Origin of the sequence: Marinomonas foliarum, assembly GCF_003337275.1 — a bacterium.
Classification (GTDB): Bacteria; Pseudomonadota; Gammaproteobacteria; order Pseudomonadales; family Marinomonadaceae; genus Marinomonas; species Marinomonas foliarum.
This window is the reverse complement of the sequence record NZ_QPJQ01000009.1, coordinates 1-26,591: the sequence shown is the minus strand read 5'-3', so window position 1 is coordinate 26,591 and position 26,591 is coordinate 1. Positions and strand designations below refer to the sequence as shown.

At 44.6% G+C, this 26,591-nt stretch carries 24 protein-coding genes and 1 rRNA gene; 9 read left to right on the top strand and 16 right to left on the bottom strand.

All coding sequences use genetic code 11. The features are described 5' to 3' along the window. Positions 1 to 12 precede the first annotated feature (12 nt). Genes aroB through DFP77_RS06585 form a run of 5 tightly spaced genes read right to left on the bottom strand, consistent with a single transcriptional unit; the run spans position 13 to position 4,549 of the window. Positions 13 to 1,125, bottom strand: coding sequence for a 3-dehydroquinate synthase (gene aroB / locus DFP77_RS06605; RefSeq protein ID WP_114411492.1), 1,113 nt, complete (start codon positions 1,123 to 1,125; stop codon positions 13 to 15). Continuing rightward, on the bottom strand, positions 1,125 to 1,673 hold the full coding sequence (locus DFP77_RS06600) for a shikimate kinase (protein WP_114411491.1): 549 nt from the start codon (positions 1,671 to 1,673) through the stop codon (positions 1,125 to 1,127). The genes aroB and DFP77_RS06600 overlap by 1 nt, the downstream gene beginning before the upstream one ends. Positions 1,674 to 1,715: 42 nt before the next feature. Continuing rightward, positions 1,716 to 2,897 (bottom strand): secretin GspD/PilQ domain-containing protein, encoded by a 1,182-nt coding sequence (locus tag DFP77_RS06595; protein WP_114411490.1) that lies wholly within the window; start codon positions 2,895 to 2,897, stop codon positions 1,716 to 1,718. After that, positions 2,890 to 3,600, bottom strand: coding sequence for a hypothetical protein (locus tag DFP77_RS06590; RefSeq protein WP_114411489.1), 711 nt, complete (start codon positions 3,598 to 3,600; stop codon positions 2,890 to 2,892). Before DFP77_RS06590 ends, DFP77_RS06595 begins: the two co-directional genes overlap by 8 nt. Further along, a complete protein-coding gene (locus DFP77_RS06585; protein ID WP_114411488.1) occupies positions 3,569 to 4,549 on the bottom strand; it encodes a hypothetical protein in 981 nt (326 codons plus the stop codon). Before DFP77_RS06585 ends, DFP77_RS06590 begins: the two co-directional genes overlap by 32 nt. A gap of 160 nt (positions 4,550 to 4,709) precedes the next feature. Here DFP77_RS06585 and DFP77_RS06580 point away from each other — a divergent pair, with 160 nt between their 5' ends. Beyond that, on the top strand, positions 4,710 to 7,157 hold the full coding sequence (locus tag DFP77_RS06580) for a penicillin-binding protein 1A (RefSeq protein ID WP_114411487.1): 2,448 nt from the start codon (positions 4,710 to 4,712) through the stop codon (positions 7,155 to 7,157). Positions 7,158 to 7,222: 65 nt separating this feature from the next. On the opposite strand, the gene DFP77_RS06575 is transcribed toward DFP77_RS06580, so the two are convergent. From DFP77_RS06575 to rpmE, 4 genes are all read right to left on the bottom strand, one after another. Then, positions 7,223 to 7,783, bottom strand: coding sequence for an LOG family protein (locus DFP77_RS06575; protein ID WP_114411486.1), 561 nt, complete (start codon positions 7,781 to 7,783; stop codon positions 7,223 to 7,225). A gap of 112 nt (positions 7,784 to 7,895) precedes the next feature. Continuing rightward, complete coding sequence (locus tag DFP77_RS06570) at positions 7,896 to 9,164, bottom strand: malic enzyme-like NAD(P)-binding protein (protein ID WP_114411485.1); 1,269 nt, start codon at positions 9,162 to 9,164, stop codon at positions 7,896 to 7,898. Positions 9,165 to 9,334: 170 nt separating this feature from the next. Next, positions 9,335 to 10,117: a thermonuclease family protein gene (locus DFP77_RS06565; RefSeq protein ID WP_114411484.1), complete on the bottom strand. Its 783-nt coding sequence runs from the start codon at positions 10,115 to 10,117 to the stop codon at positions 9,335 to 9,337. Between the two features lie 8 nt (positions 10,118 to 10,125). Further along, positions 10,126 to 10,341, bottom strand: a complete 216-nt coding sequence (gene rpmE / locus DFP77_RS06560) for a 50S ribosomal protein L31 (protein ID WP_114411483.1) — start codon at positions 10,339 to 10,341, stop codon at positions 10,126 to 10,128. Between the two features lie 268 nt (positions 10,342 to 10,609). Between rpmE and DFP77_RS06555 the strand changes: the two genes are divergently transcribed. The 6 genes from DFP77_RS06555 to DFP77_RS06530 all read left to right on the top strand — a co-directional run bounded on the left by DFP77_RS06555 (position 10,610) and on the right by DFP77_RS06530 (position 16,666). Further along, positions 10,610 to 12,841: a primosomal protein N' gene (locus DFP77_RS06555; protein ID WP_114411482.1), complete on the top strand. Its 2,232-nt coding sequence runs from the start codon at positions 10,610 to 10,612 to the stop codon at positions 12,839 to 12,841. 65 nt (positions 12,842 to 12,906) lie between these two features. Beyond that, positions 12,907 to 13,515, top strand: a complete 609-nt coding sequence (locus DFP77_RS06550; RefSeq protein WP_114411481.1) for an SPOR domain-containing protein — start codon at positions 12,907 to 12,909, stop codon at positions 13,513 to 13,515. A gap of 120 nt (positions 13,516 to 13,635) precedes the next feature. Next, positions 13,636 to 14,187, top strand: coding sequence for an ATP-dependent protease subunit HslV (gene hslV / locus DFP77_RS06545; protein WP_114411480.1), 552 nt, complete (start codon positions 13,636 to 13,638; stop codon positions 14,185 to 14,187). 55 nt (positions 14,188 to 14,242) lie between these two features. Further along, a complete protein-coding gene (gene hslU / locus DFP77_RS06540; RefSeq protein ID WP_114411479.1) occupies positions 14,243 to 15,565 on the top strand; it encodes an ATP-dependent protease ATPase subunit HslU in 1,323 nt (440 codons plus the stop codon). Positions 15,566 to 15,622: 57 nt separating this feature from the next. Next, positions 15,623 to 16,006 carry a gamma-butyrobetaine hydroxylase family protein gene (locus DFP77_RS06535; protein WP_114411478.1) on the top strand — a complete coding sequence of 128 codons (384 nt, stop codon included), beginning with the start codon at positions 15,623 to 15,625 and terminating at the stop codon, positions 16,004 to 16,006. Between the two features lie 39 nt (positions 16,007 to 16,045). Further along, positions 16,046 to 16,666 (top strand): ubiquinone biosynthesis accessory factor UbiJ, encoded by a 621-nt coding sequence (locus tag DFP77_RS06530; RefSeq protein WP_114411477.1) that lies wholly within the window; start codon positions 16,046 to 16,048, stop codon positions 16,664 to 16,666. A gap of 21 nt (positions 16,667 to 16,687) precedes the next feature. Here DFP77_RS06530 and DFP77_RS06525 read toward each other — a convergent pair whose 3' ends face one another. The 4 genes from DFP77_RS06525 to ilvA form a co-directional block, all read right to left on the bottom strand. Beyond that, entirely contained in the window at positions 16,688 to 17,557 is an 870-nt protein-coding gene (locus tag DFP77_RS06525) for a DMT family transporter (RefSeq protein WP_114411476.1), read from the bottom strand. A 23-nt stretch (positions 17,558 to 17,580) separates the two neighbouring features. After that, complete coding sequence (locus DFP77_RS06520; protein ID WP_114411475.1) at positions 17,581 to 18,564, bottom strand: asparaginase domain-containing protein; 984 nt, start codon at positions 18,562 to 18,564, stop codon at positions 17,581 to 17,583. Positions 18,565 to 18,698: 134 nt separating this feature from the next. Then, positions 18,699 to 20,432 (bottom strand): arginine--tRNA ligase, encoded by a 1,734-nt coding sequence (gene argS, locus DFP77_RS06515; RefSeq protein ID WP_114411474.1) that lies wholly within the window; start codon positions 20,430 to 20,432, stop codon positions 18,699 to 18,701. Positions 20,433 to 20,566: 134 nt separating this feature from the next. Then, positions 20,567 to 22,072 carry a threonine ammonia-lyase, biosynthetic gene (gene ilvA, locus DFP77_RS06510; protein WP_114411473.1) on the bottom strand — a complete coding sequence of 502 codons (1,506 nt, stop codon included), beginning with the start codon at positions 22,070 to 22,072 and terminating at the stop codon, positions 20,567 to 20,569. Positions 22,073 to 22,371: 299 nt separating this feature from the next. On the opposite strand from ilvA, the gene rpiA reads away from it, so the two are divergent. Further along, positions 22,372 to 23,043: a ribose-5-phosphate isomerase RpiA gene (gene rpiA, locus DFP77_RS06505; protein ID WP_114411472.1), complete on the top strand. Its 672-nt coding sequence runs from the start codon at positions 22,372 to 22,374 to the stop codon at positions 23,041 to 23,043. Positions 23,044 to 23,091: 48 nt separating this feature from the next. Here rpiA and DFP77_RS06500 read toward each other — a convergent pair whose 3' ends face one another. Further along, positions 23,092 to 24,060 carry a zinc transporter ZntB gene (locus tag DFP77_RS06500; RefSeq protein WP_114411471.1) on the bottom strand — a complete coding sequence of 323 codons (969 nt, stop codon included), beginning with the start codon at positions 24,058 to 24,060 and terminating at the stop codon, positions 23,092 to 23,094. Between the two features lie 148 nt (positions 24,061 to 24,208). Here DFP77_RS06500 and DFP77_RS06495 point away from each other — a divergent pair, with 148 nt between their 5' ends. After that, positions 24,209 to 25,168, top strand: a complete 960-nt coding sequence (locus DFP77_RS06495; protein WP_114411470.1) for a class 1 fructose-bisphosphatase — start codon at positions 24,209 to 24,211, stop codon at positions 25,166 to 25,168. 99 nt (positions 25,169 to 25,267) lie between these two features. Here DFP77_RS06495 and wrbA read toward each other — a convergent pair whose 3' ends face one another. Continuing rightward, the gene (wrbA, locus tag DFP77_RS06490) at positions 25,268 to 25,864 is read right to left on the bottom strand and encodes an NAD(P)H:quinone oxidoreductase (RefSeq protein WP_114411469.1); all 597 of its coding nucleotides are present in this window, start codon (positions 25,862 to 25,864) and stop codon (positions 25,268 to 25,270) included. A 451-nt stretch (positions 25,865 to 26,315) separates the two neighbouring features. Beyond that, positions 26,316 to 26,430, bottom strand: a 5S ribosomal RNA gene (gene rrf, locus DFP77_RS06485). Between the last annotated feature and the right edge of the window lie 161 nt (positions 26,431 to 26,591).

Sequence of the window (26,591 nt, the reverse complement as noted above, 5' to 3'; positions counted from 1 at the left end):
AATAAGTCGCCATTAAGAAATGGCGAGGTTAGCTTGCTTACTCGCTTCAAGCGCGTCCATTAGACAGGCATTGAAATCTTCCATTGGAAAATCAGATGTTACAATGGCTTCACCTAGGGCGCCAAGTAGCACCAAACGCAAACTTCCATCCAATACTTTTTTATCTAATGCCATACGCTCAACAAAATGAGCCTGAGTCATATCAACCGGTGGCAATACTGGCAGCTTAGCCGCCTGAAACAGGGCAACAGCACGACCAAAGTCTTCACAGGAGACATTGCCCATGCGCCATGAAAGATCCATTGCTAATACACTTCCTGCCGCTACAGCTTCACCATGCAACCAGTTACCATAACCCATTTGCGTTTCAATGGCGTGCCCAAAAGTATGACCTAAATTGAGGATCGCACGAATACCGCCCTCTCTTTCGTCTTGAGCAACAACATTGGCTTTAGCCAAACAAGAGCGATAAATAGCTTCACTGATTTTTTCATTGTCCAATGACATCAAAGCAGGCATCTCTTGTTCTAACCAATCAAAAAATGGCACATCACAAATCAAACCATACTTAATCACTTCTGCCATACCCGCTGACAACTCTCGTTGTGGCAAACTTAACAGACTATCAGTATCTATAATCACCGCTTGAGGCTGATAAAATGCCCCAATCATATTCTTACCAAGCGGATGATTTACGCCCGTTTTACCTCCTACAGAGGAATCTACTTGAGACAATAAAGTTGTAGGCACCTGAATAAATGGGACGCCACGTTGATACGTCGCAGCTGCAAACCCAGCCATATCACCAACAACACCACCACCTAAAGCAATCACTGTCGTAGTTCGGTTATGCTTAGCTTCCAGCAATGATGTCATTATCATGCCGTAGGTATCTAGTGTTTTAAACGCTTCACCATCAGGCAAAATACAGATATCGACCTTATAGTCTTCTGACAGCATGGTAACCATGGCGTCTAGGTACAGAGGGGCAATTGTGTCATTTGTCACTATCATGACTTGTTTGCCATGAATCGCTTCATCAAAAAGAGCTTTTTGCTGACGTATGCCACGGCCAATATAAATAGGGTAGCTACGATCATCCAGATCAACGGTTAATGTGCGCATTAGGATGTAGTTGTCTCCTCTTTTAAATGTCGCTTAATAGCATCTAAAACTTTGTTGGCAACAGATCTTGGGTGGCGAGAGTCGGTCTCAATAACCAAGGTCGCCACTTCTCTGTATAAAGGGTCACGAACTTCAAACAACTTTTTGAGTGTTGCTTTAGGGTCACCTGTCTGCAGTAGCGGACGATGAGTGCTTTTGGATGTTCGGTATAACTGCTGAGCAACAGATGCGTATAAATACACAACAAGAGCATTTTCACGGAGAATATCTCGGTTTTCTTCACGCATCACAATTCCGCCGCCAGTCGCCAAGACACTGTCACCTTTATCTGACTGTGCAACAGACGCCAAAGCTTGCGTTTCACGTTTACGGAATCCGTCTTCGCCTTCCCTCTCAAAGATCCAAGGAATGTCAGCACCAGCGTTATCTTCTATGACTTTATCTAGGTCATAAAAGTCTTTATCCATTGACTGTGAAATCAAACGGCCTATTGTCGTTTTTCCAGCGCCCATCGGGCCTACTAAAATAATATTGGGGGCTTTTATCATTGTATTCAATTACATCGGAATTAAGCAGAATTAGACTGCGGCCTAGTTAACTGACATTTGTAGCAGCTTTGGCGTAATAAATACAAGTAATTCAACCTTTTCTTGCTGTTCTGATCGCCTTTTAAACAGCTCACCCAGCAATGGAATCGCGCTAAAGAAGGGCACTCGACTCTCTGATTCAAAGCGCTCTTCACGAAAAATTCCCCCTAAAACAAGTGTTTCTTGGTTTTTCACTACAACCTGCGTTTTTAAACGATTGGTTTTCAAGCTAGGAACGCCATTCACTAGATCGCCAACAGAATCTTGATGAATGTTGAGGGATAGCAAAATATGCTCTCCTTCTTTTACAAAAGGCGTTACTTCCAACATCAGTGCAGCTTGGCGAAATTCAATACTAACTTTATCGTCAGTAACGGTTTGATATGGCACTTCCGTACCCGATTCAATTCGAGCAGGCTGCCCCTCAGAAGTAACAATCTTAGGTTTGGACACCACATTAGCCAAACCTTCCCCCTCCATCATATCCAATGTGAAGGCCAACAATCCAGAGCCACCAGCATTAGAAAAGCTCAAGCTTGTTGAAGGCGCAAGAGCCCCCAAATCCACAGCACCACCCAGCGAAGACCGTACACCGTCTGACAACTTTGCTTGCCAATTAACACCAAACTGAGATTGCGCCGTACGACTAACTTGTGCAATTTGCGCACTGATTTCAATCTGCCTTAACGGCGCATCTAACCAAGCCAAGGTTTCACGAATACCTTCAAATGATTCACACGATGAGGCAATAATCGAGTTGGTCCGATTATCAACAACCAAAGAAAGCGAAGGATATAACGTTTGTAAGTGCACACCTACAGCCTCTGCTTTGGCATGTTTCAATACCCAGTAAGCTTGCTGACAAAGTGCCTTCGCGATGCTACTTTCAGGCACCTCGTCAATGGTGTTGGGCATCAATACAGCAACAGATCCTTGCCATTCAAGACGTAAGTGCGGCGGCTGAGCAACAGCTTCCATCACCTCTTTCCAGCTCGCATTTTTGATCGACAAAGTTAATACATCATCTATCTCTTGGCTTATAACTACACTCTCATTCATTTGCGCAGCAAGCCAAGGTAGTACTTCTTGCAAGGAACGGGACTCAAAATACACATCCATGGCATTAACAGAACGCACGCCGATCACAAAAAGAATAACTAACACACGGACACCTAAGCTAGTCATCGTCATCCCCCACCTGACGTATTGCCAAGGTCTGTAAGGAGCCATCTTTTGCAATAAGTGTCACTTGATCAGATGATACAGAACCAACCGAAAAACCTGCCGCAGGCAACCAACTGCCCTCTTGTACCCAGTGGCGATGATGTTTATATTCAACCAAGGCAGAGGCATTTTCAGACGTACGCATCGTCGACAACAGCTGCCAATCTTTTTTGATAAAGCGCTCGATCAAAATACGTGCAGGCAACCAATTGTGGTATTCACGATTCATCTTGGGTGCCTGAATCGAAAATTGCATTTTTCCTTGCCACTGCTCGCCACTCCTTCTTTGCCATGACACTGACAGCAACGCTAAAGCGAATCGCTCCTCAACTTGCTCCAATGCTGTTTGCCATTGCGGTAAAGACGCAGCACCCTCGATTTCCCAGATTGAAGTAATTTCCTGCGCCGTATCGACTGTTCGGTGCTGTAGCCAAGGGTGATCTTCAAACTCAGCCATTGCTAACGCGCGGCTTTGTTGTTGAATGGAATTCCATGAATGCTGTGCACCTTGCTTCAACTTAAGTTGCCGGCCTGCATTATCGTAAGCATTATCAATAAATGGGTACCAAACCGCCAACTGCAATATTATCAACAACAGTACAAGCGAGAGATTGATACGAAGTAAGAACGCCCTAAGAGCCTGAAAAAATGGAGATAGAAACATCCAATACCTCCACTTTTTTATGAACAGATTCAGCGGGTTTTGAGGTTTGACTTACTTCCCAGAGCCAGTGCGGAAATTGATGCTGCCAACCAATGAAAACTGAATCTAAATCAGATTGAGACAGGGTCATTCGAACCTTGGCCTTCGCACCATCACTTTCCACCGCAGCCAGCCGAACCGATTTGGGTAATGCTTGTACTACGCTTAAAATAGACTGAGTGAAATCATTTTCTACGTGGACAGCTTTCCAAGCGGACTGAAGTTCCAATACTTCCTGGCGGGCTAAAATTGCTTCTTCAGTGTGTTTGTGGAGAGAAAAAAGATATGTCAGTGCTCCTCCTTGAACGAACAAACTTAGTATCAATAGATAACCTAACAACGTACGTACTTTTTGATTTTTCACCTTATTCGGCTGATAAGAGGACAGAGCCTGCTTTTTACAATTTGACCAAGACCGGCGGCTGGGTGCTTTCATATCCAGCCATTGGCTAGACGGCATAATCACACAGTCTTTTGCAGTATTGTAAAAAGGTCGACAAAGCAGTTCCGCCCACTCATTCGAACAAGCAAACACAGTCAACTCAGCACGCTTATCCGACAATGCAATTTGCAAGTAATTGAACTTCACCGCCTCTGGAGTCAAAAACGTGGTTTCGGCCGCATAACTGAGGGCCGCCAAAGGCAGCAATGTGGAAGGAATCAGGTGATCTATCTGAGATCGAGAAACTACAAGCCATGCATCAGGCACCAAAATCAGGACAGGGGTTCTTTTTGCTAAAGACTCAAGGGATAATGTTTGATGTATTGCAGATAATTGAAGAGTATCAGGAGTAGAGCTGCCCTGATTAATAGCTTGTAATGCGACTAACTCTGCCGCCTTAAAAGAATCATAAAATATACACTGCTCAGCCGTATAGACAGCCACAGAATAGGCAGAAACTAACCGCATCATTCATCCTTGAAATTATAGGTTATTCGGTAAAACGTTTAATTCGACGTCCATGCCAAACTTTTACCAAGATAACACGATTTGATGCAAAGTTAAGCGCCTATTCTAGGATAATCTTAGGTATAATGGCTTTTTTTTACACAGCATTTATTAGATTAATATGGCCAAGACACTTAAAATTCTCTTCTTTCTCGGTCTTTTCGGGGCCCTTTGCGCCGTCGGCATTACCTATGCTATTTACTACAATGTAAAAGACCGCATTCCCACCGTAGATGAACTTAAGGCCATAGAACTTCGAATTCCATTGCGGATCTATACTGCTGACGACCAGCTTATTGGAGAATTCGGCGAGCAACGTCGCTCGCCGATTAATTACTCAGAAATACCAACCAATCTAGAACACGCCATTTTAGCGGCAGAAGACACCAATTTTTACCATCACCCTGGCGTAGACATTCTTGGCTTAGGCCGCGCAGTCATGCAGCTTATCACCACAGGTCAAAAACAAGGCGGCGGCAGTACCATCACCATGCAGGTGGCACGTAACTACTTTCTTTCGTTCGAGCAAACCTACACACGTAAATTTACAGAAATCTTTATTGCTTTAAAAATGGAACGAGAGCTAAGCAAACATGAAATTCTTGAGCTTTACGTCAATAAAATCTACTTAGGGAATCGTGCTTATGGCTTCGAAGCCGCCGCTCAAGTCTATTATGGCAAAAATCTAAGCGAGCTAGACCTTGCACAACTAGCAATGATAGCAGGTTTGCCAAAAGCACCCTCTCGCTTTAATCCAGTTGTAAACCCTTCTCGTGCCTTGATCCGCCGCAACTGGATTTTACAGCGAATGCTGTCCCTTGGCATGATTGATAAAGACGCCTACCAAGATGCTGTTGAAGCGCCGATTACCGCTAAGAATCACGGAGTAATGCCAGACATTGAAGCTGGCTACATTGCAGAAATGGTTCGCGCAGAACTGTATAACACCTTTGGCGATGACCTTTACAGCACGGGGATGACCGTCTATACCACCATTGATTCAACTCGCCAAAAAGCCGCCAACAGTGCCGTTTTTAATGGTGTTTTAAGCTACGATACTCGCCATGGCTACCGCGGTTCCATCGAAACCCGAGTGGATCTAGTTGAAGCACCACTCGAAGAGCAAGAAAAAGCGTTACAAGATATAGAGCGCTTCTATAACTGGCAAACAGCCCTGGTTATTAACATTGATGAAAACACAGCGGATGTTCGTCTAGCCGACGGTAAACGCGCTACTCTAGCGTGGGACGCCATAAAATGGGCCAAGCCTTATATCAATGAAGACTCGCAAGGGGCAACACCAACCACTGTCTCTGACGTCTTGGTTCCGGGTGACATTGTACGTTTGCGCCCAGACGCTAAACTTGGCTGGATATTGGCACAAAAGCCAACGGTTCAAAGCGCGTTAATCTCTTTGAACAGTAAAGATGGCGCCATCCAAGCTCTTGTGGGCGGCTTTAACTTTTTTGAAAACAAGTTCAACCGTATCACTCAGTCTAAGCGTCAACCTGGATCAAACTTTAAGCCGTTTATTTATGCCAGCGCATTAGACAGAGGCTATACAGCAGCCAGCATTATTAATGATGCACCCGTGGTGTTTAATGATTCAAACTTGGCCTCCGCGTGGCGTCCAACCAACGACGGCGGCAAGTTCTATGGGCCAACACGTTTACGCCAAGCATTGTATCGCTCACAAAACATAGTCTCGGTTCGTCTGTTAGATGAACTAGGCATTCGACCTACACTAAACTTCCTAAGACGCTTTGGCTTTGATCCTAATGAGTTACCACATAATTTGTCGTTATCTTTGGGTAGCGCCAACTTATCTCCACTACAGATCGCAACAGGCTACGCTGTTTTCTCTAACGGTGGCTATCAAGTACAGCCTTACCTTATTGATAAAGTAATAGACCGTAACAATGAAACTCTATTCCAAGCGAGCCCAGTTACCGTTTGCCTGACGTGCACTATGCTAGAAAAACCAAATGACGGCGACTTGCAAATGGGATTATTCAACACTCCTAAAGGCATTCAGAGTTTACCTGTCGCGCCACAAGTGCTTGACCCTGAAGTGAACTACATCATTTATGACATGATGAGAGATGTAATCAAATACGGTACTGGGCGACGCGCTCGCGTCCTCCAGAGAGATGATATTGCTGGTAAAACAGGTACCACTAACGATGGACGCGATGCTTGGTTTTCTGGCTTTAATGGTGAATTAGTGACGTCCGTATGGAGTGGCTTTGACAATTCATCTCCGCTAGGTCGTGGCGAATGGGGTGGATCAGTATCACTACCAGCTTGGATCGATTACATGCGTGAAGCACTTAAAGGTACAGAACCTTCTTATGTAGCAAAACCATCCTCTTTGGTTACAGTAAGAATCGACCCAAATACAGGTGAGCGGGCACTTCCTGGCCAGTCTAATGCAATTTTCGAGATATTTAGAAGAGACCACGTGCCAGCACAAAGAGAGCTAAATTTGCCAGCCTCTAACAACAATGGTAATGGTAACGAAGCACAAGAAGAGAAACAGGAAAATAATGTACTAGAGAACTTGTTCTAACAGCGCTTAGTACAAGAGCATAAAAATGCCAGCCTCGAGCTGGCATTTTTATGCTATCAAGCACGTTAACTCCACTTAGGTTGAGGCGCTCTATATGCTTGAAAAGCTGATAATAGGGCCTCAGGTGAATTCACCTTGATAATCATATCGATATAAGATTGTTTCACAAACCCTGCCTGTTGCATGCTTTCAACCATAGTAAACAATGGATCATAAAAGCCATTTATATTATAAAAAGCACAAGGTTTATCGTGTAACCCGAGCTGCCCCCAAGTCCAAATTTCAAACATTTCCTCTAGCGTTCCTACGCCACCAGGGAGCGCCACAAAAGCATCGGCCAATTCACTCATCTTCGCCTTGCGTTCATGCATATTGGCGACTATATGAAGCTCAGTTAAGCTAGGGTGGGCAATTTCTTTTGATTTTAAATGCTGAGGAATAACGCCGATAACTTTACCGCCTGCTTGTAACACAGCATTAGCAATCACGCCCATTAAACCAACATTACCTCCACCATAAACAACACCAACGCCCTGCTCCGCCAAGTGCCTTCCTAAAGCTTTTACGCAATTGACATAATCGGGAGATTTTCCCTCTGCTGAGCCACAGTAAATAGCTACTTTCATTCCATTTCTCCCATACTTTAATCCATGGCATTACAGCTTTGCATCTGAAAAATATCGCAAAAAAAGGCGACTCCTTATCAGGGAGTCGCCTTTTTAGTTGACCTTAATTCGATTAAGCACCGAAGTGGTCAAGATTCTCTAAAGGGTAGAAATCTGGGTATGGAAGCATTGCCACTCCAGAATCCACCGCTGCGCGAGCTACCGCTGCAGAAACTACATTCAGCAAACGAGAGTCCATTGGTTTCGGCAAGATGTACTCTTTACCGAAGCTCAACGCACCGCCGCCGTATGCAGCAACAACATCCGCTGGCGCTTCTTCCTTCGCAAGGTCTTTAAGTGCATGAACCGCTGCTACTTTCATTTCTTCGTTGATCTTAGTCGCTCGAACGTCTAATGCACCACGGAAGATGAAAGGGAAGCCAAGCACATTGTTTACTTGGTTAGGGTAGTCAGAACGTCCAGTCGCCATAATCAAATCATCACGAGTCGCGAGAGCAAGCTCTGGATTGATTTCTGGATCTGGGTTCGAACAAGCAAAAACGATTGGATTAGCTGCCATTTTAGCTAATTGGTCAGCAGACAATAGATCTGGACCAGATACACCGATGAATACATCAGCACCATCAATGGCGTCATCAAGAGTGCGCTTGTCAGTATCAATTGCAAACATTGCTTTGAACTGGTTCAAGTCTGTACGGCCAGAATGAATGACACCGTTACGGTCTAGAACGAAGATATTCTCACGTTGTGCACCACAAGCGATGATCAGTTTCATACACGCCGTTGCCGCAGCACCCGCACCTAAACAAACGATTTTAGCATCAGCAATGTCTTTGCCTTGAAGCTCAAGCGCATTCAAAAGGCCAGCTGCTGTTACAATCGCTGTACCGTGCTGGTCATCATGAAAAACTGGGATAGAGCAACGCTCGATCAACTGACGTTCGATTTCAAAACACTCAGGTGCTTTGATGTCTTCTAGGTTAATACCGCCGTATGTGTTCGCAATACGAGCAACGGTATCAATAAAGGCTTGTGGGCTTTCAGATTCAACTTCCACATCAACAGAATTAATGCCAGCGAAGCGTTTAAACAATAAACCTTTACCTTCCATAACTGGCTTGCTTGCCAATGGACCTAGGTTACCTAAACCAAGGATCGCAGAGCCATCAGAAATGACAGCAACTAAGTTGCCTTTACCTGTGAAGCGGTAAGCTGCTTCTGGATCTTTTGCGATTTCACGGCAAGGCTCAGCCACACCAGGGCTGTATGCAAGAGCAAGGTCACGAGCAGTTGCTGTTGGTTTAGTAATAGTAACGCTCAATTTTCCTGGAACTGGGTACTCATGGTAGTCCAGTGCAGCTTGTTTTATATCTTCTGCCATTATTATGTTTCCGTCTATTTGGTGTAATTCATTAGTTTTATCATAGCCAAATTGGGCCTTGTTCCCAAGCCTAAAAAAGCTTCGAAAGTGGCACCTTATAATTTTGTTTCATCAGAATAATCGATATATCTAATACTTTAAAGCGCAAGATCATAGGAATATTCTATCAGTCAAGGACTGACAGAGTCTTTGATCTCAAGCAAATCATTGGGGTGCCTTACAGAAAGAACCCAAGATTTAAAGTCCGAATGTCGACTTTTCCTTCGATGCTGCCAACCCCGTACCTCTATCTTCCGCCCCTCAAGATAAAATATTTCTTGAGCTGGCCAATAATCGGTAACACTGGGTGGTAAGTTGATTACTAGATCCTGATCGGTTTCTAGCCACCAACCTCCTCGGTTCTTAGTAATTGAGGTGATGTTAACACGAGAGATTGCAAAGCCAGCTTGTGGCTGCCATTGCAAAGATTGCTGCCATAATTTCTTATGTGCTTTGCGAGCTATACTTTCGGATGCCTCAAAACAAGCCTGATAGGCTAGGTTTGGAGGGATTGCAATACGATAACCAAGTCCTTCGGATAGTAGCTGACTTGTTAATGAAATACGATCTTTATCGAAAAGATAGTACAACTTACGACCATATCTATCCTTGTCGACCTTTGCTGTTTGAATATAAACATATTGATCAAGACGAGAGCGTACAAACTCTGTCGCCTCAACGGCAAAAGGTTCATGATTGCCTTTTTTGTGGTCTAGTTCGGGAGTATCTATTCCCACCAGTCTAACTTTTCGACCATCAACAAGATGAATTGTATCGCCATCGACAATGCGTTTTATCTTTGCTTTTTCAAGCGGACCAGTCGCGACACAAAGCTCCTCAGCTTGAACCGCAAAGGACAAAAACAAAAAAAGCGCCAAGAGAGCTTGGCGCTTTTTTAAAGAGATCACAGTCATTCCACCAATTACTTAGTAGTACGACGCGCTCCGAAACGCTTGTTGAAGCGATCAACACGACCACCAGTATCCAACATTTTTTGCTGGCCTGTGTAGAATGGGTGACAGTTGCTACATACGTCGATGTGCATGTCTTTACCATGTGTTGAGTTCAAGTTCAAAGTGTTACCACAAGTACAAGTTGCAGTAAGCGCTGAGTAAGTTGGGTGGATATCTTTTTTCATCGTAGTTACCTTAAAGTTTGGTGTGCCGCCACTTGATCGATATATAAATGGGCTATCGCCTCGCCAAGCACCGCACGTTTCGTTGTACAGACATTGTACAGTGGATCCAAGAACAGCGTATTTTAGGGATCTATGATCCAATCAGCAACCTTTTTATCACGCTTTTCTTATAAAAATGTGGCTCGCCCTTAGTCACCACTCTGACGTACACTTATCTTATTCACTAAGAACTCTAATTTTTGCTTTACTATAAGGTTCAACCTAACGCATGTCTGAAGCGCTTCTAACACTTCACCCATACATTAAAGTCGCTTTGCCCGTACCAATGCGGACACTCTTTGACTATAAAGTTCCCAAAGCAATTGCCCTAAGGCATGAATTAAAACCTGGCATGCGCGTTAAAGTTCCCTTCGGAAAAAGCAGCCGACTTGGCGTTATTGTTGCCCTCAGCGAAACCTGCGACTGGGACCCTGAACAAGTTAAGCCACTGACATCTCTCCAAGATGAAAGCCCTGTGATTAGTGCCGAGCTAATGGCGCTGTGTGAATGGGCTGCACGTTATTATCACCACCCTATTGGCGACGTGATATTTCACGCCTTGCCAGTCTTACTTCGCAAAGGTGAAAATGCAGAGTTTCGTACAGAAAATTGGTGGTTCACTACGCAACAAGGTCAATCTCTACCGCTTGAACAACTTAGCAGAGCTCCTCGTCAGCAAGACTTTTTGAAAGCAGTGCAACAGCATCCTAACGGTTTAAGCCAACATGCGGCTTCTGTGTTAGACCTTGCTCCTGCAGCGGGAAAGAGCTTAGAAGAAAAAGGCTTATTACGACGCGAACCTCGCTCTTTTAACAAAGGTGGCGAAAAGCACGCTCACCAAACTCAAGTGCCACCAACTCTCAACCCAGAACAAATGAGGGCTACAGAGCATTTATTAGACTATCGCCATCAATTCAATGTCGCCTTATTGGATGGCGTAACAGGTAGCGGCAAAACGGAAGTATTCTTGCGAGTCATGGAGCGCCTAATAGAAGAAGGCAAGCAAGTGTTAGTGATGGTGCCAGAAATAGGTCTAACACCACAAACCCTGAAGCGATTCGAAATTCGATTTAATACTGACATTGTCTTAATGCACTCCAACATGAGCGATAGAGAGCGTCTGGATGCTTGGCTATTGGCCGCCAGCGGCCATGCAAAAATCATCATTGGCACACGTTCTGCGGCTTTCATCCCCGCTCCTAACCTCGGCATGATTGTCATTGATGAAGAGCACGACACCTCCTATAAGCAACATGAAGGCTTTCGTTATCACGCTCGAGACCTTGCGGTAAAGCGCGCTCAAGCGCTGAATATTCCAGTACTACTTGCCTCGGCTACACCGTCTTATGAAAGCTTAACGAATGCACTACAAAAACGTTTTGCTTGGTTAAAGCTTCGCCAACGAGCTGGCAATGCCCACATTCCAGAAATGGAAAGAGTAGACCTACGCGGAAAAACACTCGTGCATGGCTTCAGCGAACAAGCACTTGCCAGTATGAAACTCTGCTTAGAGCGTAAGGAACAAGTCTTGGTGTTTTTAAACCGTCGAGGCTACGCCCCTACGTTAATGTGTCACCAATGCGGTTGGATCGCTGCGTGTGATCATTGCGATGTCAACCTTACCGTCCATAAGCGCGCGAATAAACTACACTGCCATCATTGCGACACGCAAAAAGCCCTTCTTCACACTTGCCCTGAGTGTCAATCAGAAGAACTATTTACCGTCGGTGAAGGCACAGAGCAAATCGAAACTCAACTCAGCACCCTATTCAAAGAAGTGCCAATCCTACGCATAGACCGCGACAGCACCCAACGTAAGTCTGCCATGGCGAAACTAACCCAAAAAATACATGAACACGATCAAGCTATTTTAATCGGCACGCAAATGCTGGCTAAAGGTCATCACTTTCCCAACGTCACCTTGGTGATTATCATGGATGCTGATGCGGGCCTATTTTCGTCCGATTTTCGAGGTATGGAACGAACTGCTCAGCTTATTACCCAAGTCGCTGGTCGTGCTGGTCGTGCCAAAAAGCCTGGACACGTTTTGCTACAGACATATCACCCAGACCATGCCGCAATCGAATGTTTATGCAATCTTGGCTACGAGCATTTTGCTATAGATGGCTTGGCTGAACGTAAATCGCTTTCGCTTCCACCCTTTTATCATCAGGTTATAGTGCGAGCCGAATCGGGTAATGAACAAGAAGCCATGCAGTTATTATCTGCCATGAGAAATGACCTTGAACCCTACTTTGCAAAGGATGTTTATCTGGTTGGACCTTACGCAGCCATCATAGTTCGTAAGGCTGGACAGCATCGAGCGCTGATTTCGATCAAAGCCGCCCACCGAGCACCTTTGCATCAAGCAACCCAAATGATCAGTGATTGGCTAGAGCAGTCTACTCGACAACACAGAATTCGTTTTGCAATTGATGTAGATCCACTGGAAACTTACTGATCTTGCACGCATAATGTGCGCAATTGATCCAGTATCCTATTTACACATAGCAAAAAGCCAAAATTATGTTTAGCCCCATTCAAATTGCAGCAAAAGGAAGCCGTCCCAAAAAAGGGGCAACTCGTCGAACGCCCCCACCACAGAAACGCAAAACAGCATGGTGGTTATGGCTGCTGGTACCTGCAATCCTTGTGGCTTTTATTTATGGACTAACGCAACTGAACCAAGTCGCACCGAAATCAGTGCCTGTACCGGTAGAGAAAATAAAAGTAACGCCAAAACCTAAGCCTACTCCAGTTAAGAAAGAAGAAGTTATCAAGGTGATGCCGAAAAAGGACACCTTCGAGTTTTACCAAATATTGCAAGATAGCAAAGTCGATACCAGCCATGTAGATGCGTATCAATCTACGCCTCGTGGCGAGCAAGATTTCTATTACATGCTGCAAGCCGCTTCTTTCAGAAACCCTGAAGACGCAGATCGCATGCGAGCCCAGCTCATCCTATCTGGGCTCGTAGAAAGCAGCATTCGAAAAACCATAGGGCAAGGGGAACAACCTTGGTACCGCGTGGTATTAGGCCCTTATGAATCGCGCTCTAAAATGAATCGAGCCGAAGACAAGCTCGTTTCAATGGATATCTCTCCCTATTCTTACAAAGTAAAAAAAGAACAATAACCTTTCTCTCAATCTCGTATAGATTGCATACAGAAAATGGAAGCTAACTCTGTATGCAATCCTTGCTTGAAATCCTTCTGCTCGCCCCCATTTTATTAGAATCGAAACTGGAGTAGACCCATGACAACGATTCTTACTGTACGCAAAGGCAACCAAGTCGTCGTAGGCGGCGATGGACAAGTATCTTTAGGCAACACTGTGATGAAAGGCAATGCTCGTAAAGTGCGTCGCTTATACCATGGTGAAGTGATTGCTGGCTTCGCTGGCGGTACAGCGGATGCCTTCACTCTATTCGAACGCTTCGAAGGCCAGTTAGAAAAACACCAAGGCCAACTTGTTCGCGCCGCTGTAGATCTTGCCAAAGACTGGCGATCCGACCGCGCATTACGCAAGTTAGAAGCTATGCTGATAGTTGCCAATAAAGAAAGCACACTAATCATTACAGGAACTGGCGATGTTGTTGAGCCGCAGCACGGCGCATTAGCCATTGGCTCTGGTGGCAATTACGCAGAAGCAGCAGCTCGTGCCTTAATCGACAACACAGACCTAACAGCAAAAGACATTGTCGAGAAAAGCCTTAATATTGCAGCAGACATCTGTGTCTTTACCAATCACAGCCTAACCATCGAAGAAATTACGATAGACCCGCAGCTTGAAGACAAATCCGCCTAGAGTAGTAGTCTACAACGCAGACAACATCATTCAAGAACATAGAAGAGAATTGATAATGAGCAGCATGACCCCAAGAGAGACGGTTAACGCCTTAGACAATCACATTATTGGTCAGCAAAAAGCAAAGCGCGCTGTTGCCATCGCACTACGCAATCGCTGGCGTCGCATGCAACTTCCTGAAGACATGCGTGCGGAAGTTACACCAAAAAATATTTTGATGATTGGGCCAACTGGTGTTGGTAAAACTGAAATAGCTCGTCGTTTAGCCAAGCTATCTAACGCGCCATTCATTAAGATCGAAGCCACTAAATTTACCGAAGTAGGCTATGTTGGCCGCGATGTGGAATCCATCATCCGTGACCTGGTCGAAATGGCAATCAAAATGCTGCGTGAGCAAGAAACCGCAAAATTGCGCCATAAAGCTGAAGACGCAGCAGAAGACCGTATTCTTGATGTGCTATTACCACCCGCTCGTGGCGGCGACCCGGAACTAGAAGACAACAGCACGCGCCAGACTTTTCGCAAGAAATTACGCGAAGGCCAACTGGACGATAAAGAAATCGACATCGATGTTGCTGACTCGCCAATGGGTGTAGAAATCATGACACCACCTGGAATGGAAGAGATGACCAGCCAGCTGCAAAACATGTTTTCTAGCTTTGGCTCACAAAAAACCAAAAAGCGTAAATTGAAAGTCAAAGAAGCCTTACGCCAAGTTCGTGATGAAGAAGCCGCGAAACTGGTTAACGAAGAAGAGCTAAAAGCCCGTGCGGTTGAAGCGGTTGAGCAAAACGGAATCGTATTCTTAGATGAAATCGATAAAGTGGCAAAAAGCTCTGAACGTTCTGGTGGTGAAGTTTCTCGTGAAGGCGTACAACGTGACTTACTACCATTAGTCGAAGGTTGTACAGTTAGCACAAAATACGGCATGGTCAAAACTGACCATATCCTATTTATTGCGTCTGGTGCCTTCCATCTGTCTAAGCCATCCGACTTAATTCCGGAACTGCAAGGTCGCCTACCGATTCGTGTTGAATTAGATGCACTAACAGTAAACGACTTCAAGCGTATCTTGGTAGAGCCAAGTGCCTCTCTTACTAAACAATATGTGGCGCTGGCGAAAACAGAAAATATCAATTTAAACTTCACCGAAGAAGGTATTCATCGTATTGCAGAGATCGCATTCCAAGTGAATGAACGCACAGAAAACATCGGCGCCCGCCGCTTGCATACGGTACTTGAACGCTTACTTGAAGAAGTGTCTTATTCTGCTAGCGATATGCCTGATGATCAGACCGTCGACATTACTGCAGCTTATGTAGATGAACAACTTGGGGAAATCGCTGAAGACGAAGACCTAAGCCAATACATCCTATAATTGATTCAACCATATAACATACCCCTTCATTGAAGGGGTAATATAGGAAACAAGACCATGGCAACGCCTACGCCAACTTCAATTAACTACCATAAACAGTCCCGTGAATTGGCCATCGCCTTTGCTGATGGGCAGAGCTTCCGCCTAAGCGCAGAATATCTTCGAGTACATTCACCTTCTGCTGAAGTGCGTGGTCACGGGTTACAAATCCCTATTCTGCAATACGGTAAAAAGCACGTTGGTATCAATAACGTAGAAGGTGCTGGTAATTATGCACTTAAGATATCTTTTGATGATGGGCACGATACAGGCCTCTATACGTGGGAATATCTCTATAACATCGGTAAAAACCATGATGAACTCTGGCAAATGTACCTGGATCGCCTTGAAAAAGAAGGCCAGACGCGTGACACTGCAGTGATTCAAATCCACCAGCTTTAGTTTTAACCGTATTTAAGCCATTATCGGGAAGATATTTTTATGGGTTCACTTAGTTTATCGGCTCTTAGCGCGATTGAAAATGCGATCAACCTCGCCCTTAAACAAGACACACCATCACAGGAGCGACTAGGCAAATTAGCTGGTCAACAGGTTTTTCTTTATATAGAAGACTTCTCTTTTATTCTACAGATTCACATCCTCGAACAGGGCGTGATGCTAGACCGACCAGAGAGCTTGGATGAGATCGAACTCGACCCACGACTAGATACTCTTGTTAAAGGACCGAGTGTAGCCTACCGGAAATTGCTCGACGGCGATGGTTTCTTTGATGGCGACCTGCGCATTCAGGGTAATGCTCAAGCCTTAATGACACTGCATAAAGTGATGGAAAACTTCGAATTTGATTGGGAAGAATTGCTTGCTGATCACATTGGCGATTTGTCGGCAGCGGCTCTAGCTCGACTATTTCGTGCTCAATGGTCTTGGAGCAAAGAGTTTACCACCAACGCCAGAATGCAGATGGTTCACCATCTACAAACTGACAGCCAGCTGCTGCCAAGCAAAATTGAATTCAACAATTTTGTCGATGAAATAGAGGGCTTTGGTACCTTGATTGATCGTACGGAAGCCAAAATCAGAATCCTTGAGAAGAAAAGCTAAAACCGCCTTTCTTCTCTTTCCTCATGCCTCACTGGTTTTTGCTCGACTGAAATACACACCAACAATCGTTATGACAAAGCCGATAATCTGAATCATGGTCATGGATTCACTAAATAGAAAGTAACTTTCTATTGCGGCTAATGGCGGGGCCAATAGCAGCATAGTCGACACCTGTGATGCTCTGACTTTTCTCAATAACCACACCATCAAGAAAACGCCGCCGCCAGATAAAACGAGCACACCCCAGATAACGAGTAAGAAGGACTCCAACTGCACTGCAAACAAGGTTTCACCGAGTAGCAACATAAAGCCTATCGAGACAACGCTCGCAGCGAGGTTTTGAATCGCCATTGAGCTAAAAATATCCGACGATGATATGGACATCTTTTGATAGGTCACACCAAGAGATAAGGTAAATATTGCTGCGCAAGCTAAGGTAAACGTTAGCAAAGTGACTCCACCATGACTCATATCTAACTCTAGTGCTGGACTGATAACCAACACGAGCCCAACGATGCCAACAAGCATGCCGAGGACACCTTTCAAAGACGTTTTCTCCTTGATCAACAAGAAGGCAAGTAGCGCCACCAAGGCTGGCTGTAATGCGCCAATTAAGGCCATAACGCCAGCGGGCAAGCCTTTTGCAATGGCAACATAGGCAAAGCCCAAGTAAAAACCATTCATCAACATACCGGCAATAATGTGCTTGGGTAACTCTTTCAATGCAGGAAAGCGTCGACGCTGCCACAAGGCAATGACAAGAAACAACAAGCCCGCCAACACAAAACGAATACTTAAAAAAACGTTAGGATCAATCAGACCGACGATAAGTTTGCCAGTGATAAAGCCTGTTGACCAAATCGACACTAAAAGCACATATAAAAATGCCATACAAAATTCCTTTTAGCTTTTCGTTATGAGAAGCTGCTTTTAATTTCTTCGCTCGAAAGGCCTAAACCGATCAAGAAGCTCAATTTCACAAACGAGGCTTCGTAAGTCATATCCCCTCCTGACACTACACCCGCTTTAACCAATGCAGAACCTGCAGCATAAGCGCCTGCCGCCACGCTTCCCGCGCCACATTGACTCACATTGACAATCACCACGCCGCGTTCTGAAGCGGTTTTTAATAGCGCTAAAAGAGCAGGATCTTTATCAGGGGCATTACCAGCGCCATAACTTAATAACACCGCGCCTTTTACGTTTTCACTCAACAAGCCTTGCCAATGAGCAGCTTGAACACCAGGGAAGACAGGCAAAATAGTTACAGAACCTTCTTGCATTTCTGGAATCTGAATTTGCATTGGTTGCTTAGCAACATCGACAGAGCGCCAGCGCCAATCGATGCCTAACACGCCTCTCTCTGGGCAGTTTGGAGAGCTGAAGGCTTGCCAATCACTGGTGTGCGCTTTATGAGCTCGGTCGCCTTCGATCAAACGACCAGCAAAGAATAGAAACACACCTTTTTTATAATTTTCACAAGTAAGCTCTTCGCAAGCAGATATGGCGCCCATCACATTAATCATGGCATCAGTTCGCACTTTATACATGGGCACTTGCGAACCCGTGACAATAATAGGTTTGTCACTGCGGGCAAACATAAAGGACAACGCCGCTGAGGTATAAGCCATGGTATCTGTACCGTGCAGAACAATAAAGGCATCGAAGTCATGCCATTTGCTTTCTATATCACGAGCGATAGTTTGCCAGTCTTTCGGCGTAGCATTGGATGAATCAATCAAACTTGGGTAACTAGTGATTACAAAGTCGTGGGCAAGCTCATCGGATGCATTTAAGTGTAGAGTAAGATGGTCAGCAAAGGCCGCATCGGGTATTAAGCCTTCCTCTGAAGGCACCATACCAATCGTGCCTCCAGTGTAGGCTATATAAATTCTCATCTGCTGATTATTCCTCTTTATTAATCCTATTTTACGTGTGGATTATGTCACTTAAGATTTAAAACATAAAAGGCGCTAATCAACTAGAAAAGCGCCTTTTATTTTCTTCATTAAAACAAAACAGTAGAGAAATTTTACATTCGCTCTAGTGTTTCAATCCCTAGCAAAGACAGGCCAAGCTTCAGAGTTGAGGCTGTATTCAAAGCCAATTGCAGACGGCTATGTTTCACGTCATCTTCGGCGTTCAAAATAGGACAAGCTTCGTAGAAAGTCATAAAGGTACCCGCTAAATCGTACAGGTAAGCACACAAGAAGTGCGGCATACCGTCATTAGCAACCTGTTGAATAGCCTCTTCAAACTGACACAATTTCATCGCTAAGGCGCGTTCTTGTGGTTCTTCAACCGAAATATCACCTGCCAGGCTCGCTAGATCGATTTCAGAGCGTTTAACGATACTTGCTACGCGAGAATAAGCGTACAACAAATAAGGTGCTGTGTTGCCTTCAAAGCTCAACATGGTGTCCCAATTGAACACGTAATCACTGGTACGGTTTTTCGATAGGTCAGCGTATTTAACCGACGCAATACCGACTATACGACCGATGTTACGTAGCTCTTCTTCACTCATATCTGGGTTCTTCGACGCCACCAATTGATAAGCACGCTCTTGAGCCTCTTCCAACAAAGAAGACAATTTCGCTACGCCGCCAGAACGAGTTTTGAATGGTTTCCCATCGCTGCCCATCACAGTACCAAACGGCATGTGTTCCAATTGAGTTTCTGGTTTTACAAAGCCTGCTTTACGAGACAAGGTAAAAATCTGCTGGAAATGCAAAGACTGGCGCGCATCCACAAAATACAACACACGGTTGGCATTCAAGGTATGCTGACGGAAACGTACCGCCGCTAAATCGGTTGTCGCATACAAGAAACCGCCACCGGTTTTCTGCACGATAACCGGCGTAATCTCGCCTTCTTTATTAGCAAACTCCTCCATGAATACACACTGTGCGCCATTAGATTCTTGCAACATACCCTGTTCTTTCAGCTCACTAACCACGTTCGCCAAATCATCGTTGTAGGCACTTTCAGGCATTACGTGCTGGCGCTCTAAAGATACACCAAGCATCTTGTAGGTTTCTTCACAGTGCGCCATAGAGATTTCGATAAACTCATCCCAAAGCGCCAAGCATTCTTCATCACCAGACTGCAAGGAAACAACCAATTCACGAGCACGAGCAGCAAAAGCTTCATCCTCGTCAAAGCAGGTTTTAGCGGCACGGTAAAAAGTTTCAAGGTCAGCAAGGGCCATACTGATCTTGGCATTTTCGGCGCGTAGGCGTTCCATGTACGCCAACAACATACCGAATTGCGTTCCCCAATCACCTACGTGATTTTGACGAACCACATGATGACCAAAAAACTCCAGCGTACGAACAACGGCATCGCCAATCACCGTCGAACGTAAATGGCCCACGTGCATTTCTTTAGCGAGGTTTGGTGCAGAGTAATCCACCACAACCGTTTCAGGCGTTTCAACTGGATTTACATCAAGACGCTCACTGGTACGCAATTGCACCAACTCTTTACTTAACCAAATATTTTTCAAGAAGATATTGATAAAACCAGGCCCGGCGATTTCGACTTTGTCGGCAAGATCTGAAATATCCAATTTCTCAAGTGTGGCTTGGGCAAAATCACGAGGGTTCATTTTAAGCGCTTTCGCCGCGCCCATAATGCCATTTGCCTGGTAATCACCAAATTGAACTTTTGCCGATTGACGCACTAACGCTTGCGCAGTATCAGATGCGCCAGCCGCAACCATAGCCGCTTGAATGCGTTGATTTAGAAGAGTTTGAATATTCACAAGGGAGACCTTTAAACAGTAAATATGTCACTAAGAATAGCGACATATTAGAATCACACAGCCCTCTCACTGTCACCAATGAGAGGGCTGAATTCAAAAAATAGTTGCGCTAATGATAACCGATTTTCACGCTTTTAGCGAAAGAACAGCTTACAAGCATCGTTGTTATTTTCGTCTTGATAAGGATAGCCCAGCTCATCTAAGAATTTAGTCACATCGGTTTCTTCTCCTACCGCTTGCAACCCAACCAAAACACGCCCATAGGCATCGCCATGATTACGATAATGGAACATGGAAATATTCCATTGACCACCAAGCGTGTTTAAGAATTTCAACAAAGCTCCTGGACGTTCAGGGAATTCAAAGCTGTACAACAACTCGCCTTTATCGCTGCGTAAATGCCCACCAATCATATGACGGACATGAACTTTGGTCGTTTCATCGTCGGTTAAATCTGTGATCTCGTAATCTTTCAGGTCCTCCAATAGCTCTTTACGACTATGCGGACTGCCACCTAAAGCGACGCCAACAAAAATAACGGCTTCTTGGTCATCGCCATAACGATAATTAAATTCTGTAATATTACGGCCCACCAAGGCTTGGCAGAAATCTTTAAAGCTACCTGGATGTTCTGGAATCTTCACGGCAATAATGGCTTCGCGTTTCTCGCCCAATTCCGCTCGCTCAGAAACATGGCGCAAGCGGTCAAAGTTGACGTTCGCACCACTATTGATGGCGATAAGCGTTTGGCCTTTTGCATCTTCACGCTCGATGTATTTTTTCAAGCCCGCCAAGGCACACGCACCAGCAGGTTCAGTAATCGCACGTGTATCATCGTAAATGTCTTTGATCGCCGCACACATTTCATCGGTTGTAACAGTGATCACTTCGTCAACAGTATCTTTAGCAATCGCAAAAGTATTCTTACCAATTTCTGCCACAGCTACACCTTCGGCAAAAATCCCCACTGTCGGCAAGCGAGTGGGTTTGCCTTTTTCTAAGGCAATTTTTAGACAAGCAGCGTCTTCTGGTTCTACGCCGATGATTTTAATGTCTGGACGAAGATATTTGATATAAGCCGACACTCCTGCGATCAAACCGCCGCCGCCGACAGGAATAAAGATCGCGTCGATATTACCTTCGTGCTGATGAAGAATTTCCATGCCGATCGTGCCTTGACCTGCAATCGTGTCTAGGTCATCGAATGGATGAACGTAAACTTGGCCGGTTTTTTCCATAATTTCACGAGATTTTGCCGACGCTTCATCAAAAGCATCACCGAACAAAACCACTTCCGCGCCATGATTACGCACCGCGCTGACTTTCACTTCTGGCGTCGTTGCAGGCATTACAATAGTCGCTTGAATACCCAGTTTTTTCGCCGCCAAGGCCAAACCTTGTGCGTGGTTACCTGCCGACGCAGCAATAACACCTCGAGCACGCTCTTCTGGTGTTAACTGACAAATCTTGTTGTATGCCCCACGAATTTTGAAAGAGAAAACAGGCTGTAAATCTTCTCGCTTCAAAATAATCTCGTTACCTAATCGATTCGACAACTGATTGGCACGAGATAGTGGTGTTTCTACGGCAACGTCATAAACGCGCGCCTGTAGAATCTTTTTAATCATGGTATGAGGCATAGTGCTTCCTAAACGAATATAAATCGACAACACGATGTTCTAAACGACATCTACGCTGACTGCTAGTCAAAAAAAACCGAGTAGGAAATATACTCTTTCAACTCACTGGGCGCAAAGACAGATAGCCTCTAAACCAAGATGAAAAAAGCATAAAATCGTTAAATGAGCGCATAAAGCAGGGGTAACAATCATCTGTTTAAGCGCCTATAATACGACCACTATCAGAGGTCGCTTATCATTATAAGTAAGCCGAACAATACCGCCCCCTTGTAAAACTATAATAGAAGGTGAACATCACCATGACGCAAGACGAATTAAAACAAGCCGTTGCAGAAGCTGCGGTAGCTTACATTCTTCCTATGTTAGAAACCGACACTATCGTCGGTGTTGGCACAGGCTCGACAGCAAACCTTTTTATTGATGAATTAGCTAAACACAAAAGCTTATTTGACGGCACTGTAGCAAGTTCAGAAGCGTCTGCAGAGCGACTAAAAAAGCATGGAATTCCTGTTTATAACCTAAACAGCGTTGATAGCATTCGCGTGTACGTTGATGGGGCGGATGAGTCAGATGAACACTTACACTTAATCAAAGGCGGCGGTGCGGCATTAACCCGCGAAAAAATCGTGGCGGCATGCAGTGACGAATTTGTCTGTATTGCGGATGAATCCAAGCTAGTTAAATTACTGGGGGATTTCCCTCTTCCTGTAGAAATCATTCCAATGGCACGCGGCCATGTAGCTCGTGAATTAGTAAAACTAGGCGGTGACCCGGTTTATCGTGAAGGCGTTGTTACCGACAATGGCAACCATATTTTAGATGTCTATAATCTAGAAATTCTTGATCCTATCGCGCTAGAAAAAAGTATCGACAGCATTGTTGGTGTGGTGACAAATGGCTTGTTTGCAAAACGTTCTGCGGATATTTTGCTGTTAGCCACAAAAGATGGCGTTAAAACACTGAAGAAATAATCTTCAGTGTTTTTGTTGCTATTCATAAGATAAGGAAAGGCCGCTTTCTCAAAACCAGCGGCTTTTTCTCATTACCACAAATTGGCCACCGCCTAGTACCACTAAAGCGATACAAAATAGCCAAAACGCTGAACCATTATCTGTACCCGGCATACCGCCAATGTTGATACCAAACAAACCGGTTAAAAAGCCTAGAGGCATAAAAATGCCAGACAGAATCGATAATACGTACATTCGAGCGTTCATCTTTTCAGCCTGTAAATTGGCAAACTCTTCCTGCATCAATAAACAGCGTTCACGCAATGACTCTAACCCTTCGACATAACGAGTGATATCGTTGGCAGCTTCATGCACTTGTGATGTTTGATCAGGAGTCATCCAAGTAAGTGACTCTTGAGCTAATTTATTGATCGCTTCTTTCTGAGGTACAAGAAAACGTCTTAAGCGAATCGTTTCAAGGCGACGTTGTACAAGAGAATCACGCTGATCAGCTTCAATCCCCTCTCCAATGCTTTCCTCTAAGTCCGCTAACTCATCCTCTAAGTCATGGATAATTTTCGCCATGCGGCCAGTCAATGTCTCGGTTAAAGTCGCCACAATATCACCAGTATTCGTTGGGCCTTCATTGTTAACAAGATTCTTCACTGTATCTTGTACAGACAAAAGCTTACGACGACGGCTAGACACGATAAAATGTGGCGTTACCCAAAGTCGCAGAGACACCATGTCGGAAGGGTTAGATTCTGGGTTTAAATTAACGCCTCGTAACGTCAGTAATAAACCATCTCCCATCTTTACCGCACGTGGGCGGGTTTCTTCAGCGAATAAAGCTTCTACTGCTGTTTCAGGAATTCCCTCTAAATCTGAGAGCCATGTAAACCCTTCCTCCTCAAGGCAATCTAAGTGTATCCAGCGACAGCCACTTTCAGGAACAACTGTAGGTAAATCGAGAGAAGATAATGCTGTCGCACCGCCTTGACCATTTAGTTCCAGATGATGAACAATAAAATCAGACATAAAGATTCCTTTTCAGTATTTTGCGTAGATTATCCGAAAATATCCGTTTTCCCTATTTATTTTATGATCAAAACACAACCTTGGCTGACACTAAGTAACTAGAATGGCATAATTTCGGCAACTTCAAATAACAAGGAAATGCCAGACCATGCAAAACCTACCTGATGTTTTAGCATCCAGTGCAACACCAACGTCATTACAAGCAGTTTTAACAGTAACAACTGATACCTGCATCGCGATATCTGATGCACTAAAACAAGGCTCGCTTGCAGGTATTTTAGGTATGGCTGGCAATGAAAATGTTCAGGGTGAAGAGCAAAAGAAACTGGATGTTATTTCTAACGACATGCTTAAAGAAGCACTGCTTGCTTGCCCAGCAGTAAGAGCCATTGCTTCAGAAGAAGAAGACTACATAGTTCCCGCTAATACAGATGGAGAATACTTCATCGCCTTTGACCCATTAGATGGTTCATCGAATATCGACATTAATGCTATGGTCGGAACAATCTTCTCCATCTACCGCCAAACTGGTGATAAACCAGCTACTGAAGCTGATTTTCTAATTCCTGGTAAAGAACAAGTAGCTGCCGGTTATGTTTTATATGGCCCATCAACCATGTTGGTTCTTACAACAGGCAATGGCGTCAACATGTTTACTTATGATCCAGTTAACCATGTTTTCACACTAACTCGTGAAAAAGTTCAAGTAGCACAAGATACTCAAGAATTCGCTATTAATATGTCGAACCAGCGTTTTTGGTCAGTCAATATGCAGAACTATGTGAGTGACTTAGTGAAAGGTAAAGAAGGTACTCGTGATAAGAACTTCAATATGCGCTGGGTCGCTGCTATGGTAGGTGACGTGCATCGTATTCTTTGTCGTGGTGGTATCTTCATATACCCTTGGGATAACAAAGACCCATCTAAAGCAGGCAAGCTACGCCTAATGTATGAAGCAAACCCAATGGCTATGTTATTAGAACAAGCTGGCGGCAAGGCTCATACCCACACTCAACGCATTCTCGATATTCAGCCAGAAGCTATCCACCAACGTGTTGCCGTGATTCTAGGTGCTGCAAACGAAGTGGATAAGTGTCTAACTTATTAACAAATAATAAAAGCTGACTTTCCTCTCTATGTGGATAGGTTTATTGGTATAAAAAAGGGCAAACGTTCCAGCTTGCCCTTTTAAATATTGTATTGGGTTCTATGCACTAAGCTTAGCCGCAATTTCAGCCACATGCTTACCTTGGAATCGCGCCATCGCGATTTCTTTTTGTGAAGGCTGACGACTACCGTCAGCACCCGCAATGGTTCCTGCTCCTAGTGGAGAGCCGCCTTTTACTTCACTGACATCAGCTAATTCTGGACAAGAATAAGGCAGACCAACAACCACAAAACCATGATGGAATAACGTCGTATGGAAAGATTGCACAGTGGTTTCGTTGCCACCGCCGGTACCAGTAGAAGTAAATACACTACCGACTTTACCAACAAGTTTACCTTCAGCCCATAATCCGCCAGTCATGTCCAAGAAGTTTCTCATTTGAGATGCCATATTACCGAAGCGTGTTGGCGAACCAAAAATCACGGCATCATAATTCACCAAGTCATCAGGTTTGGCAACGGGAGCATCTTGATCTAGCTTCACGCCAGAGCTTTTAGCAACGTCTTCCGGCATAAGCTCGGGAACTCGTTTAATATCCACTTGAGCGCCCGCACCGCGGGCACCTTCCGCTATTTCATTAGCCATTGCTTCGATGTGACCATAACTTGAGTAATAAAGAACTAACACTTTTGCCATCTCAAACTCCTTGTTTAATTAAACAGTCTATTCATTGTAGACATGAATCTTTAAAATTAAAGCTGGCAGCCTAAGGTTTAAAATTGTTTGAACTTTATTTGGATATTAGTAAGCCTTGTAACCTACGATATTGATACAAGCTAATTAAGCTAAATAAAACATTGGTAAGCTGGAATGAAGCTATTGCTTAAGCTTATTAGAGTGAAGATAACTTTTCTTGAGCGGCCTTCTCCAGACGAAAAAAAGCCCTGACAGCATAGCTATCAGGGCCTTGTTAATATAAAGCTTGATGATACTTCCCCTATTGCGGGACGATCTACTCTTACATGCCTGTCTGTTATAAAGAGCCCCACATACTTATCTCCTTGCGGGACTAGCATGGGCGATGGTGATTCCCCATAACGAAAAAACCCCGACCTGCTGAGCAGGACGGGGTTTCTCTTAATATAAAGCTTGACGACGACCTACTCTCACATGGGATCTCCCACACTACCATCGGCGATGGCGCTTTTCACTTCTGAGTTCGGGATGGGATCAGGTGGTTCAACGCCTCTATGATCGTCAAGCAATTCGTTTTGCGTTTGTTTTGAGCTATGCGTTGATTGCATTGTCTTTCGACTTGTCTCAAAACACGCGAATACGTGCTTGGATCTTTAACAATTCTGTTTTGAAATAACGTGGATCAAGTATTAAACCGATGTTCATCATTGCTGATGCTTTATCGTAT

What these genes read in the sequence shown, in the direction of transcription:
- aroB (WP_114411492.1), bottom strand. Translation starts at nt 1,125, where the DNA reads ATGCGCACATTAACCGTTGATCTGGATGATCGTAGCTACCCTATTTAT.
- DFP77_RS06600 (WP_114411491.1), bottom strand. Translation starts at nt 1,673, where the DNA reads ATGATAAAAGCCCCCAATATTATTTTAGTAGGCCCGATGGGCGCTGGA.
- DFP77_RS06595 (WP_114411490.1), bottom strand. Translation starts at nt 2,897, where the DNA reads ATGACTAGCTTAGGTGTCCGTGTGTTAGTTATTCTTTTTGTGATCGGC.
- DFP77_RS06590 (WP_114411489.1), bottom strand. Translation starts at nt 3,600, where the DNA reads ATGTTTCTATCTCCATTTTTTCAGGCTCTTAGGGCGTTCTTACTTCGT.
- DFP77_RS06585 (WP_114411488.1), bottom strand. Translation starts at nt 4,549, where the DNA reads ATGCGGTTAGTTTCTGCCTATTCTGTGGCTGTCTATACGGCTGAGCAG.
- DFP77_RS06580 (WP_114411487.1), top strand. Translation starts at nt 4,710, where the DNA reads ATGGCCAAGACACTTAAAATTCTCTTCTTTCTCGGTCTTTTCGGGGCC.
- DFP77_RS06575 (WP_114411486.1), bottom strand. Translation starts at nt 7,783, where the DNA reads ATGAAAGTAGCTATTTACTGTGGCTCAGCAGAGGGAAAATCTCCCGAT.
- DFP77_RS06570 (WP_114411485.1), bottom strand. Translation starts at nt 9,164, where the DNA reads ATGGCAGAAGATATAAAACAAGCTGCACTGGACTACCATGAGTACCCA.
- DFP77_RS06565 (WP_114411484.1), bottom strand. Translation starts at nt 10,117, where the DNA reads ATGACTGTGATCTCTTTAAAAAAGCGCCAAGCTCTCTTGGCGCTTTTT.
- rpmE (WP_114411483.1), bottom strand. Translation starts at nt 10,341, where the DNA reads ATGAAAAAAGATATCCACCCAACTTACTCAGCGCTTACTGCAACTTGT.
- DFP77_RS06555 (WP_114411482.1), top strand. Translation starts at nt 10,610, where the DNA reads ATGTCTGAAGCGCTTCTAACACTTCACCCATACATTAAAGTCGCTTTG.
- DFP77_RS06550 (WP_114411481.1), top strand. Translation starts at nt 12,907, where the DNA reads ATGTTTAGCCCCATTCAAATTGCAGCAAAAGGAAGCCGTCCCAAAAAA.
- hslV (WP_114411480.1), top strand. Translation starts at nt 13,636, where the DNA reads ATGACAACGATTCTTACTGTACGCAAAGGCAACCAAGTCGTCGTAGGC.
- hslU (WP_114411479.1), top strand. Translation starts at nt 14,243, where the DNA reads ATGAGCAGCATGACCCCAAGAGAGACGGTTAACGCCTTAGACAATCAC.
- DFP77_RS06535 (WP_114411478.1), top strand. Translation starts at nt 15,623, where the DNA reads ATGGCAACGCCTACGCCAACTTCAATTAACTACCATAAACAGTCCCGT.
- DFP77_RS06530 (WP_114411477.1), top strand. Translation starts at nt 16,046, where the DNA reads ATGGGTTCACTTAGTTTATCGGCTCTTAGCGCGATTGAAAATGCGATC.
- DFP77_RS06525 (WP_114411476.1), bottom strand. Translation starts at nt 17,557, where the DNA reads ATGGCATTTTTATATGTGCTTTTAGTGTCGATTTGGTCAACAGGCTTT.
- DFP77_RS06520 (WP_114411475.1), bottom strand. Translation starts at nt 18,564, where the DNA reads ATGAGAATTTATATAGCCTACACTGGAGGCACGATTGGTATGGTGCCT.
- ilvA (WP_114411473.1), bottom strand. Translation starts at nt 22,072, where the DNA reads ATGCCTCATACCATGATTAAAAAGATTCTACAGGCGCGCGTTTATGAC.
- rpiA (WP_114411472.1), top strand. Translation starts at nt 22,372, where the DNA reads ATGACGCAAGACGAATTAAAACAAGCCGTTGCAGAAGCTGCGGTAGCT.
- DFP77_RS06500 (WP_114411471.1), bottom strand. Translation starts at nt 24,060, where the DNA reads ATGTCTGATTTTATTGTTCATCATCTGGAACTAAATGGTCAAGGCGGT.
- DFP77_RS06495 (WP_114411470.1), top strand. Translation starts at nt 24,209, where the DNA reads ATGCAAAACCTACCTGATGTTTTAGCATCCAGTGCAACACCAACGTCA.
- wrbA (WP_114411469.1), bottom strand. Translation starts at nt 25,864, where the DNA reads ATGGCAAAAGTGTTAGTTCTTTATTACTCAAGTTATGGTCACATCGAA.